The following is a 15,876-nucleotide window of genomic DNA, read 5'->3' as shown; positions in this document are numbered from 1 at the left end:
CCGTCACCCGGTACGGTGTGCGGACGCGCACGCCGAGGTCGAGTGAAGCGGCTTCGGCCGCCGACATCAACAGGCACATGGGGCGCGTCCACTGAAGTGGACCAGAGCCGGCACATGATGCTCGAACCGGTACCGGCCGGGGCGGTCAGACACGCCGTGGTGGGCCCGTCAGCCTGCGTACCCCCCAGACCGCCACGCCCGCCGCCAGGAGGGGAGGCACGCGGCGGTGATCAGGGGGACGAGTCGCGTCATGTCCTCCTGGAAACCCAGCAGATCGGCGAACGGGGTCGCCCGGCCCATCTCGGTCCAGGCCGAGGCGAGACCGCGGGCGTCGTTCTGGGCGAGGCTGCTGAGGACCATGACGCCGAGCGAACCGTCACCCCACTGCCCGGGGCTGCCGCCTTCGGGCGCGCGGTCCAGGCCGCGAACATCGCCTGGAACCATGAGGACGACCTCGCACGGGGTGTGGACCTGGACATCTTCCACACGACACTGTCCGCCCTCCAAGACGGAACTCCCCTGGACAGGGCGGCCATTACGACCCTCGGTGAGCGGTATGCCGTCGCTGAATGACGGTTTTCCTTCTCTGCGGTGAAGAAGGAGTGGGCGACGCACTCGGCCTCGCCCTTGCGAGCGAGATGATCTCAAGCGCGCGCGGTCAGTAGTTTTTCCATTCGTCCAGTACGTAGTCCAGTACGGCCGGGTCCATCAGCGTGCTCGGACGCACGTCCTGGCGGCGGCGGTCCACGGGGAAGACCGCGGCGGCCTTCAGGACCGCCTCGTCCAGGTAGCGCAGTTGCGGGGCCTCCGGTGCCAGCCGCAGCGGCGGGGGCGTGTCGCCGCCCCGGGTGGCCAGGACGAAGCCCCAGTTGCCGAAGCTCGGTACGTCGACCTGGAACTCGGTGGTCGCGTAGCCCGCCGTCTCGATCGTCTTCGCGATCGACCAGTACGTCTTCGGCGCGAAGAACGGCGACCCGCTCTGCACCATCACCCTGCTCCGCGGCGTCAGCACCTGGCCGAGCAGGTGGTAGAACTCCACCGAGTACAGCTTGGCCAGCGCCGCCGTGTCCGGGTCGGGGAAGTCGATGACGACCGCGTCGTACTGCTGCCGGGCGTCGCGCAGCCAGTTGAAGGCGTCGGCGTTGACGACCTCGACCCTCGGGTCGTCCAACGCCTCGTCGTTGAGGTCGCGCAGGGGCTCGAAGTCGAGCCCGAGCCGGGTCATCGCCGGGTCCAGTTCCACGAGAGTGACGTGCTGTACGTCGTCGTAGCGCAGCACCTCGCGCAGGGCGAGCCCGTCGCCGCCGCCCATGATCAGCACGTTGGCGCGGGAGCCCGCGAGCGTGGGGTGGACGAGGGACTCGTGATACCGGTACTCGTCGACGGAGCTGAACTGGAGATCACCGTTCAGGAACAGCCGGATGTCCGGTTTGCCGGTGAAAGCGGTGGAACGGGTGACGACGATCTCCTGGTACGGCGTCGTCTCCGCGTGGACGATCGGGTCCCGGTACATCTGCTGACGCGCGGTCATCTCCAGGTCGTCCGCGAGCGCGTACGTCGTACCGAGCACGGCCAGGACCGCCGTGACCCCCGCCAGCAGGGCGTTGCGCACCCAGCGCCGCAGCTGCCGCCGGAAGATGAACACCACCACGATGACCCCGGCCACCGCGTTCACCGCGCCGACCACCAGGGTGCCCTTCAGCTGGCCGAACGTCGGCAGGAGCCACAGCGGGAAGCCCAGGCCGCCGACCAGCGCCCCGATGTAGTCGACGGCGAACATGTCGGCGACCGCGCTGCCCGCCTCCTGCCGCCGGATCCGCTGAAGCATGGTCATCAGCAGCGGGATCTCGGCGCCGATCAGCACCCCGACGGCCACCGCGACCATGATCATCGCCGGGGTGTACAGCTGGAGCCAGGCGAACGCCGAGTACAGCACCAGCACCGACAGCCCGCCGACCAGCGCCAGCACACCCTCCACGAGCGCGAACGCCCCCACCGCCCGGCGGCGCAGCGGTTTGGCGGCGAGGGATCCCACTCCCATGGCGCACACCATCACCGAGATCACCACGGAGGTCTGGAGCACCGAGTTGCCGATGAGGTAGCTGCCCAGCGCGGTCAGGGCCAGCTCGTACACCAGACCGCAGGCCGCGCAGAGGAAGACGGCGAACAGCAGCAGGAAGCGAGCCCCCCGGGTGTGCCGGACGGCCGGGGGGCGGGAGGGCTCCACGGCGGTCTCGCGGCCCTGCACGGTGGTGGCGCTCATCGAGGGGCGCCGCTACGAGATCGCCGCGCCGACCATGAACCCGGTGCCCAGGTACATGCCGGCCTGGACCCAGGCGGCGGGGTGCGGACGGGCGTCCTGGTCGTCGAGGACGACCGCGCCCATCTGGCCCGGCGTGAACACACCGATCACGATGCCGACGACGGTCATCACCAGCACCCCGGCCAGGCCGTACAGCAGCGTGCTGATCAGGCCGTAACCGAGACCCTGCTCGGACTCGCTCGCCTCGATGGCCTTCATGATGACCAGGCCCACGGCGACGGACTGGCTGCCCAGCAGGACGGCCGCGCCGCGGTTCCGGTCGGTCCATACCACGTGGTACAGCTTGCCCGGCGTGACGAGGTCGAGGGCGATGAAGCCGACGGCCATCACGACGAGGCCCACGATTCCGTAGAGCAGGGCTTGGCCGGTCGACTCGAAAATCTCGGTCACTGCGGTGCCTTTCTTGGTGGCGGGGTCGGGGCGTGATCCGGTGCTGTGCGGGAGGAGCGTGGGAGGCGTCGGGAGGCGATCCGGCCGGTCACCCGGTGTTACTTGCCCTCGCCGGGGCCGCCGCCGCGGAAGCTCTCGCTGTCCGGGTCCGGCCAGTTGGTGAGGTGCCGCTGGTGGCGGTGGTAGCCGTTGCGGTAGTCCTCGATCTCGATCAGGCTGCCGCTCCGGTGCGGCGAGACGGTGACCATGTCGTCGCCGTAGCGCAGGAACTCCATGCGGTCCCCGGAGGCACGGTCCTGTTCCTTCCGCTCGCTGCGGATCGCCTTGGCGACCTGGCTCGGGCTGCTGTCCGCATCGCGCCAGCCCGCTCCGGACGGGGTGTACGTCTTGCTGATCCACCCGCGCGGGACCGCGTTGTTGTCCCCGTTGTCCCCGTCGCTGGAGCATGCGGTGAGCAGGGTCGCGGTCAGCACGGCCGCCACCGCTGCGCGGACGAGTCGGGCGCTGTTCATCGGGCCTCCAGCCGGCTGTACGTCGATACGATCTGGCCGTTCTGCGGATACGTGTGCCAGGTGCGCCACAAGAGCCCGGTTCCGTACGGCCCTTCGGCCGTCTCGACGACCACCGCGGTGACCGCCTCCGGGGAGCCGGGGAAGACTCCGCACAGGCTGTGCTCGGCGTCGGCGGCCCGGTCGAGGACCTGCGTCACCTGGGTGCTGAAGTCCTCGGAGGTCAGTCGGCGGGTGGTGGCGCCGAACTCGTAGACCCGGCCCGGCAGATGGCGGGTACAGGTCTCCGGCAGGCCCTTCACGGCGCCCTGCAGGCAGGCCACGGTCTCTCGCACGGGACCGGCGAACACCTGGTGCGAGGCCCCGAGCAGCCGTAGCCGCACATCGAGTCCGCCGAGCGACACCACACGCTCTGCCAGCGCCGGACGCTCCGTCAGGTCGAGCGAGAAGCAGAGTTGATCCGCATCCGTGTCCAGATAAGGGGCGTCCAGAGAAACGGCGTTCACACGGTCCCCCGGTCGTTTTCTGCCATGATCGGCGCCCGAGTATGACACAGGTGTTCGTGGGGCTTGAAGGGCGGGGGCGGGGCGGAGTGAAAAGCCTTTCCTGCGCGTGCTCCGCTCCGGGCACCCGACATGGACAGTTGTGCGGGACGTCCGGGAGGCCGGGGAAGCGGGGCAGTAGGCTTTCGCAGCAGGATGTCGGTGTTGTCTCTTATGGGGACGATGGGGAGAACGCTGTGGTTGATACCTCGGTCGAGACGGCCGTCGTGGGCCGCTGCCTGATCGGGAGGGTCAGCGGCGAGATGGATCACGCCAGTGCTCCGACGCTGCGGGCGCGGTTTCGGGAACTGATCGTGCAGGGCAACCGTTTCATCGTGCTGGATCTGTCCGAGGTCCCGTTCTGTGACTCAGCGGGACTGAACGTGCTGCTGGCGGCGTGGCGGCAGGCGGACGCCGTGGCGGCCGTGCTGGTGCTGGCATGTGTGCCCGCAGGGCTGCGGCGGGTCCTTCGGATCACTGGGGCCGATCAGGTCCTGCGGGTCTACGACACCGTCACCGACGCGCAAGCCGCAGTCAGCGGCTGAACGTCCCCCCGAGGGGGTCGAACCCCCCGAGGGGGCGAGGCGTCGGGCAGGGCGCCGCACGGGCCCTGCCCCGGCACCCAGCCGACCTCCGGCGCCTGTTCTCCCACGCCGCCCGGACGTCGAACGGCAGCGTGACGCCGGCCGCCGCGGGAATTGTCCGCGCGGACGACCCGCGGACCGCCAGCCTCGGCATGGCGCTGATCAGCGCCGACGAGCCGCGTCCGCTCCCTGGCGAGCGAAGCCGGTGACGAGCCGGACGTCTGCCGACCGCCGGGCGAGACCGGTGGTTGCGCGGGCCAAGGAGAGTCGATCAGTCGTCCCCCTCCGCGCGGACACGATCCGCGACACCCACGGTCAGCGCCTCCGCCTGCTCCTCAAGGTTCCATTTCCCGTCGCGGTACGCGTGGTTGCTGATCCAGAACACCAGGACGCCGTCGCGCAGGGACCGGCTCACCAGCCCCAGGGACCAGTCGTTGCCGCCGTCGTGCCAGGCGAGAGGGCCGTCAGGGGTGTCACGGATGCTCCAGCCGTAGCCGTACGAGCTCTCTGATCCCGGTTCTGACAGGCGCGGTTCGAAGAGCTTGTCCCTGGCGTGCGCCGGCAGGATCTCGTCACCCAGGAGCGCACGGTGCCAACGGAGCATGTCGTGGGCGGTGGAGAGCATGCCGCCGTTGCCGCGCAGGTTCCAGTACGGTCCGTCGGCGGCCCAGGGATGGTCGAAGGGCCTGCCCTGGCTGCGGCCCTTGCTGTCGTACTCCACCGCGACGAGGTGTCGCGGCCAGCGGGGCAGCACGTATCCGGTCTGCTCCATCCCGGCCGGGGCGAACAGGTGCCGGGCCAGGAACCGTTCGTACGTCTCCCCGGACGCCTCCTCGACGATCGCGGCGAGCAGGCTGTAGCCGGTGTTGGAGTAGTGGAACTCCTTGCCCGGGGCGGACCGCAGCTCCGACGCCAGGGCTTGGCGCACCAACTCCTCCCGTGACACGGGGTCGTAGTCGTCGCCGAGCCCTTCGACCAGACCCGACCCGTGTGTGAGCAGGTGCTCGATCGTGATGCCGCGCTTGTCCTCCGGCACGGGCCGCCCGTGTCCGAGGAACCGGCTGATCGGATCACTCAGCCGGAGCCGGCCCATCACCTCCAGCTTCACGATCGCGGCCGCGGTGAACTGCTTCGTCATCGACATGACGTCGTACACGGTCCGGCAGCTCGCGGGGGTGCCGGCGGCGCGGTCCGCTGCGCCGAACCCGCCGCAGTACGTGAGCTCTTCGCCGCGGGCGGCCATCACGGTGCCGCCGGCCCCCGCGGGCAGGGTACGGCGCAGAAAGTCGGCGACCGACTCGCCGTCGCGGGACTGGGACTTCGGAGAGCGCACCGACGGCTCCCCGGCACCGGACCCTTCGGCGCACCCGCCGAGGATCAGCAGCACACCGACGGCAGCGGCGACGGCCGTACGGCGGCGGCGGTGACGGCGATGCCGATCGTGATGGCGAAACCTGGTCGTACCCACATGACCTCCAACGTCGGGAATCCGCACCGAGGTTGACCACCGCTCCCGCCGTTCCTCAAGGCATGATGGTGTTCGAGCTTGTGCGAGCCCGTGTACGTCCAGGTCAACAGGGGGACCACGATGACCACCGCACCGCCCACACCGCCGGACACCGACGCGGTCGCCTTCGTGGCGGCGCTCCGACACCTCAAGACGTGGTCGGGCCTCAGCTACCGCCAACTGGAACGCCGCGCGGCAGAAGCGGGCCATGTCCTGCCCTACTCCACGGCGGCGACCATGCTCGGCAGGGACCGACTGCCCCGTGCGGAACTGGTCGCCGCGTTCGTGGCGGCCTGTGGGGTGCGGGCGGACGAGGCCGAGGAGTGGCTGGACGCACGCGTGACCATCGCCTGCGGACGGCCCGCCGAGACCGTGCGCACGACACCGAACAGAGGGCTCCGGCGCCCCCGCTGGGCCTTCGTCCTCGCTGCGGCGCTCGCCACCGCGCTACTCGGCGGGGCATCGGCGGCAGGCGCCTTCATCGACGACATCGAGGTCGAAAAAACACGAACCTCGCTCCACCTGCCCGGTTGAGGCCGGTAACGGTCCCGGATACGACGTCGAGCCGTGGATCGGCATCCCCGGCGATCGGGAGCGCTCCCAAGCCGGGAGCGCTCCCACCTTCGGAGGCTCCCGGCCTACGGGGCGCCCCCGTCGTGCGGACAGCCGCTCAGCGGGTGACGGCGCAGGCGTCCCCGTTGAGGGTGAACCGTGGCGGTGGCGAGGAGTCGCCGGTGTGCTCGGCGAGATAGCCGAGGGTGACGCTCGCGCCCGCCGCGATCGTGGCGTTGTGCCCGGCGTCGGCCGCCGCGATCGTGTTGCTGCCCTGGACCAGGTCGGTGTTCCAGTCGGAGACGACGGTCTGCCCGAGGGCCAGCGGGAACGCGAGCGTCCAGCCGTTGACAGGGGCGTCGCCCGTGTTGGTCAGGGTGAGGTCGACCGTCGTGCCGGTGCTCCAGGAGCGTACGGTCCGCTCCACCCGGCAGGTGGGCTCCTCGTGCGCGAACGACACCCGGTGCAGGCCGCCCGGTAGGTCGTTGACCACGTAGAACTCGCCTTCCGCCGAGGTTCCGATCGATGTCACCTGGGTGGGCATCTCACCGATCTCGGCCTGTTCGTAGCCGCCCGTGCCGTCGGGGCGCAGCGCCCATACGGTGGAGGAGCAGTAGTCGGTGGCGATGTACGTGCCGCCCACCAGGTCGGCGTACTCCCGGCCGCGGTAGACATGACCGCCGATGACCGAACAGCCGCCGGTGTAGGGGGAGTAGGTGAAGACCGGCTCGGTGTACTCCTCACCGGGCGGACAGGTGCCGCCGGCGAACCTCTCCAGTCCCTCGTAGCAGGACCAGCCGAGGTTCGCGCCCCCTCGGCCGGGTGCGAGGTGGTCGACCTCCTCCCACCGGCCCTGGCCGACGTCGCCGATCCACAGCGAGCCGTCGGCGTTGTCGAAGGAGAACCGCCACGGGTTGCGCAGGCCGTAGAGCCAGATCTCGGCACGGGCGCCGGGGGTGTTCAGGAAGGGGTTGTCGTCGGGGACGCAGTAGGGGAGAGGTCCGCAGGCGTGGCTGACGTCGATCCGCAGGATCTTGCCCAGCAGGGTGTCCAGCCGCTGCCCGGCGCGCAGGGGGTCCGCGGAGCCACCGCCGTCGCCGATGCTCCAGTACAGGTTGCCGTCGGGACCGAACGCGAGCTGGCCGCCGTTGTGGTTGCTGAACTCGTCGTGCTCCTGGGCGAGCAGGACTTCGAGGCGTTTGTCGGCGAGGCGGTAGCGGGCGAGCGTGACGGCCCCGGCGGGCAGCGCCGTGTACGCCAGATACATCTCCTGGCTGTCGGCGAAGTCGGGTGCGAGGGCGATGCCGAGCAGCCCGCGTTCGTTGCCCGATTCGTCGACGGACGCGGTGATGTCCAGCAGCGGCGTGCGCTCCAGGCCGGTGTCCGGGTGGTAGACGCGGACGGTGCCGGACTTCTCGGTGATGAACAGCCGGCCCGAGCCGTCCTCCGGCGCGACGAGCGCGGTGGGCCTGCGCAGTCCGGAGGCGACCTGGGTCGTGGTGGCGCTGAGCGAGGGCAGGGGTACGGCCGGTGCGGCCTCCCGCGCTTTCGCCCGGTGCGCGGGGGCGTGCGTCGAGGTGGGGGGACCCGCTCCGAGGTCGGGGACCGCGGTGGCGGGCAGAGCGGTCAGGGCGGTCAGCAGGAGGGCCAGCAGAACTGGCCCGGTCCAGCGGCGTCGGGGCATGTCGGCTCCAGGGACGAGGTCGCTTGCGCGGCGGTGGTGCTGGTGCGGCGTGGCGGGTGCGCGGCCGGGCCACGGCCGACGCGACCGACGCGACCGGCCCGTGGGCACCGGCGTACGCGGTCCCGCCGGACGGCGTGCCGTGTCCGGCGGGACGGTCCGACGACCCGTCAGGTCAGCGGAAGTTCACGTCACTGCACAGGAAGTAGGTCTGGTCCATGTGCGATGCCTGCCAGATCGTGTAGACGACATGGCGACCGCTGTAGCCGGACGTGCTCACGGGGATCGTGTAGTTCTGGCTGGGCGCGTACCGGCCGGTGCGTGCCACCAGCTGGAGGTCGTTCCAGGTCAGGGGCTGCGTGGTGGGGTCGAAGCCCTGTCGGGTGACGTAGACCAGGAAGTAGTCGGCGCCGTGGCTGGCCTGGTCGTACAGCTTGACGTCGAAGGTGGCACCGATGTCCGTGGTCTTCCACGGGCCCACGGCGTCCAGCGAGTTGTAGCGGCCGCCCTCGGTCCGGCCGCCGCTGCACAGCTGACCGTTCGGGACAGCGGCCTGGAAGTTGCCGCCGGAGCCGTTGCGGTACAGGCCGTTCCAGTTCCACATGCCGTTGGGGTCGGCCTGCCATGCCTGCCAGCACATGGGGTCCTGCTGGGCCATGGCGGGGTTCTGGAAGTCGCTGCCCCAGCGGAGCCAGCAGCCGTAGTTGCGTGAGGCCGGATCGATGACCGAGCCGTGGGCGACGGCCGTACCGCTCCAGGGAATCACGCTGAGCAGCGCGGCGACGAAGGCGGTGAGAACGAGCGCCAGTCGACTCCGCATGCGTGAGACATGTACATGACAACGCATACTGTTCTTCTCCTCGGTGGGGGGAATGTCCTGTTCCAGGCGCGGGGCGGGGGTCGATGGAATGGGAGCGCTCCCGCGACTCCAGGCTGCGCGTCCCGAAACCGAGCGGCAACGTTTGTTTGCGCCACATTGGTATCCGTGTGGCGCGGTCGACCGTCCCTGTGGTCACGGCGGGGTGACGCTCGTGACCTGTTTGCGTGGATTCTCCGGTCACTGTCGGCCCGCTCCCCGCACGAGAACCACCGCACGCGCTACGGGGCCCCTCACGGCCGGCAGCACGGCAAGGGCGGCGCCGGACCGCGGGCACCGTCCGGCCCGGCTGCACAATGGGCAGTTCGGAGCGGCGCCGGATCCCGAACGGTCCTTTCGGGACAGCCTTGATCATCGGCGGCAGCGGGTTTCTCGGCACTGAGTCGGTCCCGATCGGCGACAGCGGGGCGCGCGACGGCCGAAACCCTCGCGTCCGGATTCCGGTGGCGCTGCGGCTGCCACTCGGCACCGACGGGACATCCGAGCACCCACGGGACATCCGGGACCCGGTCGGGAAAACCGATCGACAGAGGAGTCCACGCGGCACTGTGATGGCTCGGACCGCCCGCCGCACGGAGCGGGCCCACCGCAGGAGGTGCTCTTGACAGCCGGGAGAGCCACGGACCCCCGCCCCGCGATCGATGCCGCACTGGCCAGACGCCTGGTCGACACGCAGTTCCCGCGGTGGGCCGAACTGCCTCTGGAACTGCTCGACCCGGTCGGCTCCGACCATGTGATCTACCGGCTGGGCGAGGATCTGGCCGTCCGGCTGCCCCGCCACGAGGGGGCCGTCGGACAGGCCAGAAAGGAGTCCGAGTGGCTCCCCAGGCTCGCCCCGCACCTGCCGTTGGCCATCCCGGTACCGGTGGAGGTGGGGGAGCCCGACTTCGCGTATCCGTGGCCGTGGGCGGTGACCCGTTGGCTGGACGGCGAGGTGGCGACCGCCGAGGCCCTGTCCGACTCGTCCCGGGCTGCCGCCCAACTGGCGGAGTTCCTCACCGCACTTCAGACATTCGTTCCCGATGACTCCCTGGTCGAGGACACCCGCGAAGACCTCACCGGTCGGCCGCTGGGCGACCGGGACCGCGCGACACGGGCCGCCATCGCGGAGGTCGACGGCGCGTTCGACGCCGCCGCCCTGACCGAGCTGTGGGAGGCGGCGCTGAGCGCCCCCGGATGGGACGGCCCGCCGGTCTGGTTCCACGGCGACTTCCATACCGGCAACCTGCTGACCGTCGCCGGCCGCGTCAGCGCGGTCATCGACTTCGGCGGGCTCGGCATCGGCGACCCGGCCTGTGACCTGATCATCGCCTACACCCTGATGTCCGCCGGCAGCCGGGCCGCCTTCCGCGCCACCCTCGGCGTCGACGACGCCACCTGGACCCGGGGCCGCGGCTGGGCGCTGGCCACCGGCCTGAACGCCTACACCTCCTACGCGGCCGTCGATCCCCGCGTCGCCGCGCAGACCACCCGCCAGATCACCGAGGCTCTGATCGGCTGACCGGCCGTCCCCGTACGTCACCGCGGCGCCGGACGCCGAGGCCGGCCGCTTGCTCGGTGACCGCTTCCGCCGATGGCCGCCTTCGCGGGCGCAGGTGCAGGTCAGGCGCAGGTGTAGAGGCGCATGTACGCGGTCAGGGCGTGAGCGGCGGCACCTGCACCAGGCCCGACTGGTAGGCGATGACGACCAGTTGGGCGCGGTCGCGGGCGCCCAGTTTCGCCATCGCGCGGTAGATGTGGGTGCGCACGGTCAGCGGGCTGAGCGTGAGTGTCTCGGCGATCTCGATGTTGGACTTTCCCTCGGCGGCCATGGCCATCGTTTCGCGTTCGCGAGCGGTGAGTTCCGACAGCTGACCCGCGGAAGCGAGCTGCGTGTCGGGGGCGGGTGTCATGAGGAAGTTCGCGATGAGGGTGCGGGTCGCGGTGGGGGACAGCAGGGCCTCGCCGGAGGCCACCGTACGCAGGCCGTCCAACAGGGTGTCGGTGGTGACGTCCTTGCCGAGGAAGCCGCTGGCACCGGCGTGCAGAGCCCTGGCGACGTAGTCCTCGGTCTCGAAGGTGGTCAGGATGAGGATGCGGGTGGCGGACAGGTCCGGGTCGGCGCAGATGGCGGACGTGGCGGCGAGGCCGTCCACCCCCGGCATCCGGATGTCCATGAGGACGATGTCGGGGTGGTGGGCGCGGGTCAGGGCGACCGCCTCCGCGCCGTCGGAGGCTTCACCGACCACGGTCATGTCCTCACAGGAGTCGACCAGCATCCGGAAGGTCGCCCGTAGCAAGGTCTGGTCGTCGGCGAGCAACACCCTGATGGTCATGCCTTTTCTCCTGTGGAGTCGGCTGCGGCTTCCGAGGACGTTTCCGGTGTGGTGGGCGACAGCGGCAGGCTGGTCGCGACCTCGAAGCCGCCTCCTGGGCGGGGTCCCGCGTGGAAGTCGCCGCCGACGGTGTGGGCGCGTTCGCGCATGCCCATGATGCCGAAACCCTGGCCCGGCGCGGCCGCGGCGACCTCGGCGGTGCCGGACGGCTCGTCGTTGGTGACCGTGATCAGCAAGCGGGGTTCCTGGTACGCGAGATGTACGTGTGCGGAGTCCGCGGCGGCGTGCTTGGTGGCGTTGGTGAGAGCTTCCTGCACGATCCGGAACGCGATCAGGTCGACGCCGGAGGTGAGCGGACGGGGCTCGCCCGTCGTGGTGACCGTGACGGTGAGGCCGGCGGACGCACACGTCGAGACCAGCTCGGGCAGCCGGGCGAGGCCAGGAGAGGGATCCAGCGGTGCGGAGGCCGGGGCGCTGTTGTAGCGCAGCAGTCCCAGCGTGGCCTTGAGCTCGCGCAGTGCGGAGGACGTGGTGTCGGTCAGGCTGGTGAGGATCTTCTTCGTCTGCTGCGGATTGGTGAGTGCGAAGTGGGCGGCCGTGCCTGCCTGGGCGTTGGCGAGGGCCAGGTGGTGCGCCACGACGTCGTGCAGCTCGCGGGCGATGCGCATGCGTTCCTCGGTGACCCGCAGCCGTGCCTCCTCGTCCCGGGTCCGCTCGGCATGTTCGGCGCGGGCCTGCACCGACGCCACGTAGGCGCGCCGCAGTCTCGTCATGCTGCCGGCGGCGAGCGGCAGCAGCAGCCAGAAGCAGTAACCGATGGACCGGGGTACGGGGGAGGAGGCGTACGTGGGGTCGAAGATCGCTGACGTGGCCATCAGAGCCGCCGCCGCGGTGACACTGTAGAGGCGTGCGGTCCTGAGGCCGGTGTGCGTGGTCAGCCAGTACATCGCCGCCATGACCGGGGCCAGCAGCAAGGGAGTCAGTACGTACTCCAGCGCGGTGACGACCACGATGCACACCACGTTCACGACGGTGACGGTCCGCGGATGGCTTCGATGTCTGAACAGAGCGAGACACGAGGTGCCCATGACGAGCAGGACGGTCGTGTCCCGCCGCGGTGGGGCAGCGCCGGGCCTGGTCAGACCACTGCCCACGATCGCGCAGGCCATCAGCACCAGGACGAGGACCGCGTCGACGACGCGAGGATGACGGTCGGCGTATCGCTCGAAACGGTCGGTGTAACGCTCTGGACTGGTACTCATACAGGTTCTCCGGTCGGTGCTGGAACACGTCGCTGTCCGCCCAGCGGACGGCTGCCGGGGCCCGCCCGTGTCATCCAACACGTGCGGGCCCCGGCAGAGAAGAAGCGGTGGTGTCAGGTGCGGGACACTTCCCGGCCGGTCGTCGTCCCGACCGGCTGCACGTCTGCCGTGGTGGGCAGACGGCTGAGGGCGTCACCCTCCACGTCGACGCGGGGCAGCAACCGGTCGAGCCGGCCCGGCAGCCACCATGCCTTGTCGCCGAGCAGGGCGAGAACGGCGGGCACGATCGCCATGCGTACGACGAAGGCGTCGAACAGGATCGCCGAGGCCAGCCCGAACCCGATCATCTTGATCATGGAGTCGCTCTCGGCGATGAATCCGGCGAAGACCGCGATCATGATGAGGGCGGCGGCCACGACGACCCGTGCGCTGTGCCGGAACCCACTGGTGACGGCCTCGTGGGGCGATTCACCGTGGACGTACGCCTCGCGCATCCGGGAGACGAGGAAGACCTCGTAGTCCATGGCCAGGCCGAAGACGATGCCCACCAGGAAGATCGGCATCAGGCTCATGATGGGGCCGGTGTGCTCAGCTCCCAGGAGTGCGGCGCCGTGGCCCTGCTGGAAGACCAGGACGACCACGCCCAGGGAGGCCAGCACCGACAACAGGTATCCGAGGGCCGCTTTCAGCGGGACGAGCAGGGACCGGAAGACCAGTAGCAGCAGCACGATCGCGAGGCCCACGACGACGATCAGGTAGGGGACCAGCGCGGACCGTACTTTCTCGGCGATGTCGATGTCGACGGCGGTGGTGCCGGTGACAGCGAACGTCACGCCGGTCCGGGACTCGATCGCTGATCGGTCGTTCCTGATGGACGTGACCAGGTTCTTGGTCTTCTCGTCGGTCGGTGCCGTGGCCGGCACGGCCTGGAAGACAGCCGTGTCCTCTGACGTGTTGAAGCGGGCCGAGGAGACGGAGACGACCCCCTCGGTGCCGCCGATCTGCTGTGTGACGGACGCGACGGCGGCCTTCGCGCCGGTGTTGCCCCGGGCGTCCACGACGATGGTCAGAGGCCCGTTGAAGCCCGGCCCGAACGCCTCGGCCAGCGCATCGTAGGCACGACGCTCGGTACTGGTGGTCGGCTTGGCCTCGTCCCCGGGGTTGCCGAGTCGCAGGTCCACGGCCGGCAGCGCGAGAGCCCCCAGCCCCGCCACACCCACCAGCAGCACGGGCAGCGGACGCCGCAGCACGAACCGCGCCCAGCGGGTGCCCCAGTTGTCCCGGGCGCTCTGCTCCTCCATCCGTCCGCTCTTGCGGGCCCGCCGTGTCAGGACGGCGTCCGGCCAGAAGCCGAGAAGAGCCGGGACCAGGGTGAGGGCGATCAGTACGGCGACGGTGACCGCTCCCGCCGCGGCCAAGCCCATCTTGGTGAGCATCGGGATGCCCACCACCGCCAGCCCGGCCAGCGCGATGACCACGGTGAGGCCGGCGAACACCACCGCGGAACCTGCCGTGCCGGCCGCGAGCCCGACAGCCTCTCGCGGCGCATGGCCGCGGGCGCGCTCCTCGCGATAGCGGGAGACGACGAACAGGGCGTAGTCGATGCCGACCGCGAGGCCCAGCATCATCGCCAGGATGCTCGTCGTCGCGGACAGGTCCAGCGCGTGGGCCAGTGCCAGGATGACGGCCATGCTGACCCCGACACCGATCAGGGCGGTCAGCAGCGGCAGCCCGGCCGCGGCCAGCGAACCGAAGGTGACCAGCAGGACGACGGCAGCCACGGCGACACCGATCAGCTCGGTCGCACCGCCCGGCCCGCCGCCCGCGTCCAGGGCACTTCCGCCCGCCTCGACGGTCAGCCCGGCATCCTGAGCGCTGCGGACGGCCTCCTCCAGTTGGCTCTTGCCGGCGTCGGTGAGCTCCTTCGCTCCGACCTCGTAGGTGACGGTCGTATACGCCGTCCGACCGTCCTCGCTGAGCCTCTTGGCCCGGAACGGGTCGGCTGCGCTCGCGACCTGGGCGCCGTCGGCCAGGGAGGCCACGGCTCTCTCGACGGCCCGCCTGTTCCCAGGCGCGGTGATCCGCTCCCCACGCGGCGCGACGAACACGATCCGGGCGGTCGCACCATCGGCGACGGTTCCGGGAAAACGTTCTTCCATCAGGTCGAACGCCTTCTGGGACTCGATGCCCGGCATGGAGAACCCCTTGTCGGACGCCTCCGGAGCCTTGAGCGCGCCGAGTCCGGCGAGAGCGAGCACGGCTGCCCAGATCAGAGCGACGTACCAACGTTGCCGAAAGGCCAGACGGCCTACTCGGTGAAGAAATATGGCCACGGCAGGAGGTCTCCCCATCTGGTGCTGGTCGTCCGCCCAGCCTCTCCGGATACGGGCCGCCTGTCGTCGTACGCCTGCTGACAGTTGCTGCTACTGAGAATGTAGTAGAGACCCACCGAGCGACTCCGAAACCTGTACGGCAAACCCGCTCAGGGGACGGCGACGCATGCCCTCGCCGGCGTCGACCGGTTCCGTATCCGTGTCCGTGGCTCTGCGTGGGCGCGGCCCGGACACGTCATACGGCGTCGCTCGGCAGTCCGGGGGACCGGGCGATCTCTTGTTCGGCGGCTTCGACGATGGCCAGTACGGCGGCCGCCGCGGCCGCGGGGTCGCGGGCCTCGATGGCCTGCACGACGGCGCGGTGACCCGGCAGCGAGGCTTCCACCGCCCCGGGGGTGCGGGTGCTGACGAGGAAGCTGTGTTCCAGCGCGATGTCGACGGCGCGGCCCAGTGAGCCGAGGAGGCGGTTGCCGCTGGCGTCGAGCAGAGCCCGGTGGAAGGCGATGTCGGCCTCGACGTAACCGCTGCGGCCTGGTTTCGCCGCCGCGGCTTCCATGGCCGCCAGACAGTCGTACAGGACTCGTACGTCGTCGGGGCCGGCCCGGTCGGCGGCGAGCCGGGCCGCCTCGGGCTCGACGATCCGGCGCAGTTCACCCGTGTCGCGCAGCAGAGCCGCGGCGTCCCCGGCCTGCTTCCAGCGCAGCACGTCACGGTCCAGGTGGTTCCAGTGCTCCGGGGGCAGCACGCGTGTGCCGGTGCGCGGGCGTACACGCAGCATTCCCTTGGCCACCAGTGCCTTGACCGCCTCCCGCACCACCCCCCGGCTGACGCCGGTCTCGGCCGCGAGGGCGTCCTCGACCGGCAGCGGATCACCCGGCTCCCACGCGCCACCCACGATGCGCCGCCCGAGCTCGTCGACCACGCGCTGGTGCATGGTCAGAAAGTGCGCCACGATCTCTGCCCGCCCCCTGGACGCCATTCATCGAATCATTTAATGATTG

15 protein-coding genes are annotated in these 15,876 nt (G+C 70.4%); 3 read left to right on the top strand and 12 right to left on the bottom strand.

Annotated elements, in window-relative coordinates; genetic code table 11:
• Positions 1–168 precede the first annotated feature (168 nt).
• The 5 genes from ACFYXC_RS14570 to ACFYXC_RS14550 form a co-directional block, all read right to left on the bottom strand.
• The gene (locus ACFYXC_RS14570; protein ID WP_389551064.1) at positions 169–486 is read right to left on the bottom strand and encodes a hypothetical protein; all 318 of its coding nucleotides are present in this window, start codon (positions 484–486) and stop codon (positions 169–171) included.
• A gap of 172 nt (positions 487–658) precedes the next feature.
• Positions 659–2,263, bottom strand: coding sequence for a polyamine aminopropyltransferase (locus ACFYXC_RS14565; protein WP_389551061.1), 1,605 nt, complete (start codon positions 2,261–2,263; stop codon positions 659–661).
• A 12-nt stretch (positions 2,264–2,275) separates the two neighbouring features.
• The gene (locus tag ACFYXC_RS14560; protein WP_388907216.1) at positions 2,276–2,713 is read right to left on the bottom strand and encodes a DUF350 domain-containing protein; all 438 of its coding nucleotides are present in this window, start codon (positions 2,711–2,713) and stop codon (positions 2,276–2,278) included.
• Between the two features lie 98 nt (positions 2,714–2,811).
• Positions 2,812–3,225: a DUF4247 domain-containing protein gene (locus tag ACFYXC_RS14555; protein WP_388907218.1), complete on the bottom strand. Its 414-nt coding sequence runs from the start codon at positions 3,223–3,225 to the stop codon at positions 2,812–2,814.
• Positions 3,222–3,728, bottom strand: a complete 507-nt coding sequence (locus ACFYXC_RS14550; protein WP_389551058.1) for a DUF2617 family protein — start codon at positions 3,726–3,728, stop codon at positions 3,222–3,224. The genes ACFYXC_RS14555 and ACFYXC_RS14550 overlap by 4 nt, the downstream gene beginning before the upstream one ends.
• Before the next feature lie 233 nt (positions 3,729–3,961).
• Here ACFYXC_RS14550 and ACFYXC_RS14545 point away from each other — a divergent pair, with 233 nt between their 5' ends.
• Positions 3,962–4,309 (top strand): STAS domain-containing protein, encoded by a 348-nt coding sequence (locus tag ACFYXC_RS14545; RefSeq protein ID WP_389551056.1) that lies wholly within the window; start codon positions 3,962–3,964, stop codon positions 4,307–4,309.
• Positions 4,310–4,619: 310 nt separating this feature from the next.
• Here ACFYXC_RS14545 and ACFYXC_RS14540 read toward each other — a convergent pair whose 3' ends face one another.
• A complete protein-coding gene (locus ACFYXC_RS14540; RefSeq protein WP_389551053.1) occupies positions 4,620–5,681 on the bottom strand; it encodes a serine hydrolase domain-containing protein in 1,062 nt (353 codons plus the stop codon).
• Positions 5,682–5,936: 255 nt separating this feature from the next.
• Between ACFYXC_RS14540 and ACFYXC_RS14535 the strand changes: the two genes are divergently transcribed.
• The gene (locus ACFYXC_RS14535) at positions 5,937–6,389 is read left to right on the top strand and encodes a hypothetical protein (RefSeq protein ID WP_389551050.1); all 453 of its coding nucleotides are present in this window, start codon (positions 5,937–5,939) and stop codon (positions 6,387–6,389) included.
• Between the two features lie 136 nt (positions 6,390–6,525).
• Here ACFYXC_RS14535 and ACFYXC_RS14530 read toward each other — a convergent pair whose 3' ends face one another.
• Both ACFYXC_RS14530 and ACFYXC_RS14525 read right to left on the bottom strand, forming a co-directional pair.
• On the bottom strand, positions 6,526–8,091 hold the full coding sequence (locus ACFYXC_RS14530; RefSeq protein ID WP_389551047.1) for a PQQ-dependent sugar dehydrogenase: 1,566 nt from the start codon (positions 8,089–8,091) through the stop codon (positions 6,526–6,528).
• Positions 8,092–8,263: 172 nt separating this feature from the next.
• Positions 8,264–8,935, bottom strand: a complete 672-nt coding sequence (locus ACFYXC_RS14525) for a lytic polysaccharide monooxygenase (RefSeq protein WP_389551044.1) — start codon at positions 8,933–8,935, stop codon at positions 8,264–8,266.
• A gap of 631 nt (positions 8,936–9,566) precedes the next feature.
• Here ACFYXC_RS14525 and ACFYXC_RS14520 point away from each other — a divergent pair.
• The gene (locus ACFYXC_RS14520) at positions 9,567–10,466 is read left to right on the top strand and encodes an aminoglycoside phosphotransferase family protein (protein ID WP_389551041.1); all 900 of its coding nucleotides are present in this window, start codon (positions 9,567–9,569) and stop codon (positions 10,464–10,466) included.
• A gap of 133 nt (positions 10,467–10,599) precedes the next feature.
• Here ACFYXC_RS14520 and ACFYXC_RS14515 read toward each other — a convergent pair whose 3' ends face one another.
• From ACFYXC_RS14515 to ACFYXC_RS14500, 4 genes are all read right to left on the bottom strand, one after another.
• The gene (locus ACFYXC_RS14515) at positions 10,600–11,280 is read right to left on the bottom strand and encodes a response regulator (protein WP_389551038.1); all 681 of its coding nucleotides are present in this window, start codon (positions 11,278–11,280) and stop codon (positions 10,600–10,602) included.
• Complete coding sequence (locus ACFYXC_RS14510) at positions 11,277–12,542, bottom strand: sensor histidine kinase (protein WP_389551035.1); 1,266 nt, start codon at positions 12,540–12,542, stop codon at positions 11,277–11,279. Before ACFYXC_RS14510 ends, ACFYXC_RS14515 begins: the two co-directional genes overlap by 4 nt.
• Before the next feature lie 113 nt (positions 12,543–12,655).
• Positions 12,656–14,875: an MMPL family transporter gene (locus tag ACFYXC_RS14505; protein WP_389551032.1), complete on the bottom strand. Its 2,220-nt coding sequence runs from the start codon at positions 14,873–14,875 to the stop codon at positions 12,656–12,658.
• 235 nt (positions 14,876–15,110) lie between these two features.
• Complete coding sequence (locus ACFYXC_RS14500; RefSeq protein ID WP_389551029.1) at positions 15,111–15,854, bottom strand: FadR/GntR family transcriptional regulator; 744 nt, start codon at positions 15,852–15,854, stop codon at positions 15,111–15,113.
• Positions 15,855–15,876 lie beyond the last annotated feature (22 nt).

This window comes from Streptomyces sp. NPDC002701 (assembly GCF_042889045.1).
Classification (GTDB): Bacteria; Actinomycetota; Actinomycetes; order Streptomycetales; family Streptomycetaceae; genus Streptomyces.
The sequence above is the reverse complement of the archived record's forward strand: the minus strand, read 5'-3'. Positions and strand labels throughout refer to the sequence as shown.

Bases quoted from the DNA above. Each gene is read 5' to 3' on its own strand.
- ACFYXC_RS14565 (WP_389551061.1), bottom strand. From the start codon at position 2,263: ATGAGCGCCACCACCGTGCAGGGCCGCGAGACCGCCGTGGAGCCCTCC.
- ACFYXC_RS14555 (WP_388907218.1), bottom strand. From the start codon at position 3,225: ATGAACAGCGCCCGACTCGTCCGCGCAGCGGTGGCGGCCGTGCTGACC.
- ACFYXC_RS14535 (WP_389551050.1), top strand. From the start codon at position 5,937: ATGACCACCGCACCGCCCACACCGCCGGACACCGACGCGGTCGCCTTC.
- ACFYXC_RS14530 (WP_389551047.1), bottom strand. From the start codon at position 8,091: ATGCCCCGACGCCGCTGGACCGGGCCAGTTCTGCTGGCCCTCCTGCTG.
- ACFYXC_RS14525 (WP_389551044.1), bottom strand. From the start codon at position 8,935: ATGCGTTGTCATGTACATGTCTCACGCATGCGGAGTCGACTGGCGCTC.
- ACFYXC_RS14515 (WP_389551038.1), bottom strand. From the start codon at position 11,280: ATGACCATCAGGGTGTTGCTCGCCGACGACCAGACCTTGCTACGGGCG.
- ACFYXC_RS14510 (WP_389551035.1), bottom strand. From the start codon at position 12,542: ATGAGTACCAGTCCAGAGCGTTACACCGACCGTTTCGAGCGATACGCC.
- ACFYXC_RS14500 (WP_389551029.1), bottom strand. From the start codon at position 15,854: ATGGCGTCCAGGGGGCGGGCAGAGATCGTGGCGCACTTTCTGACCATG.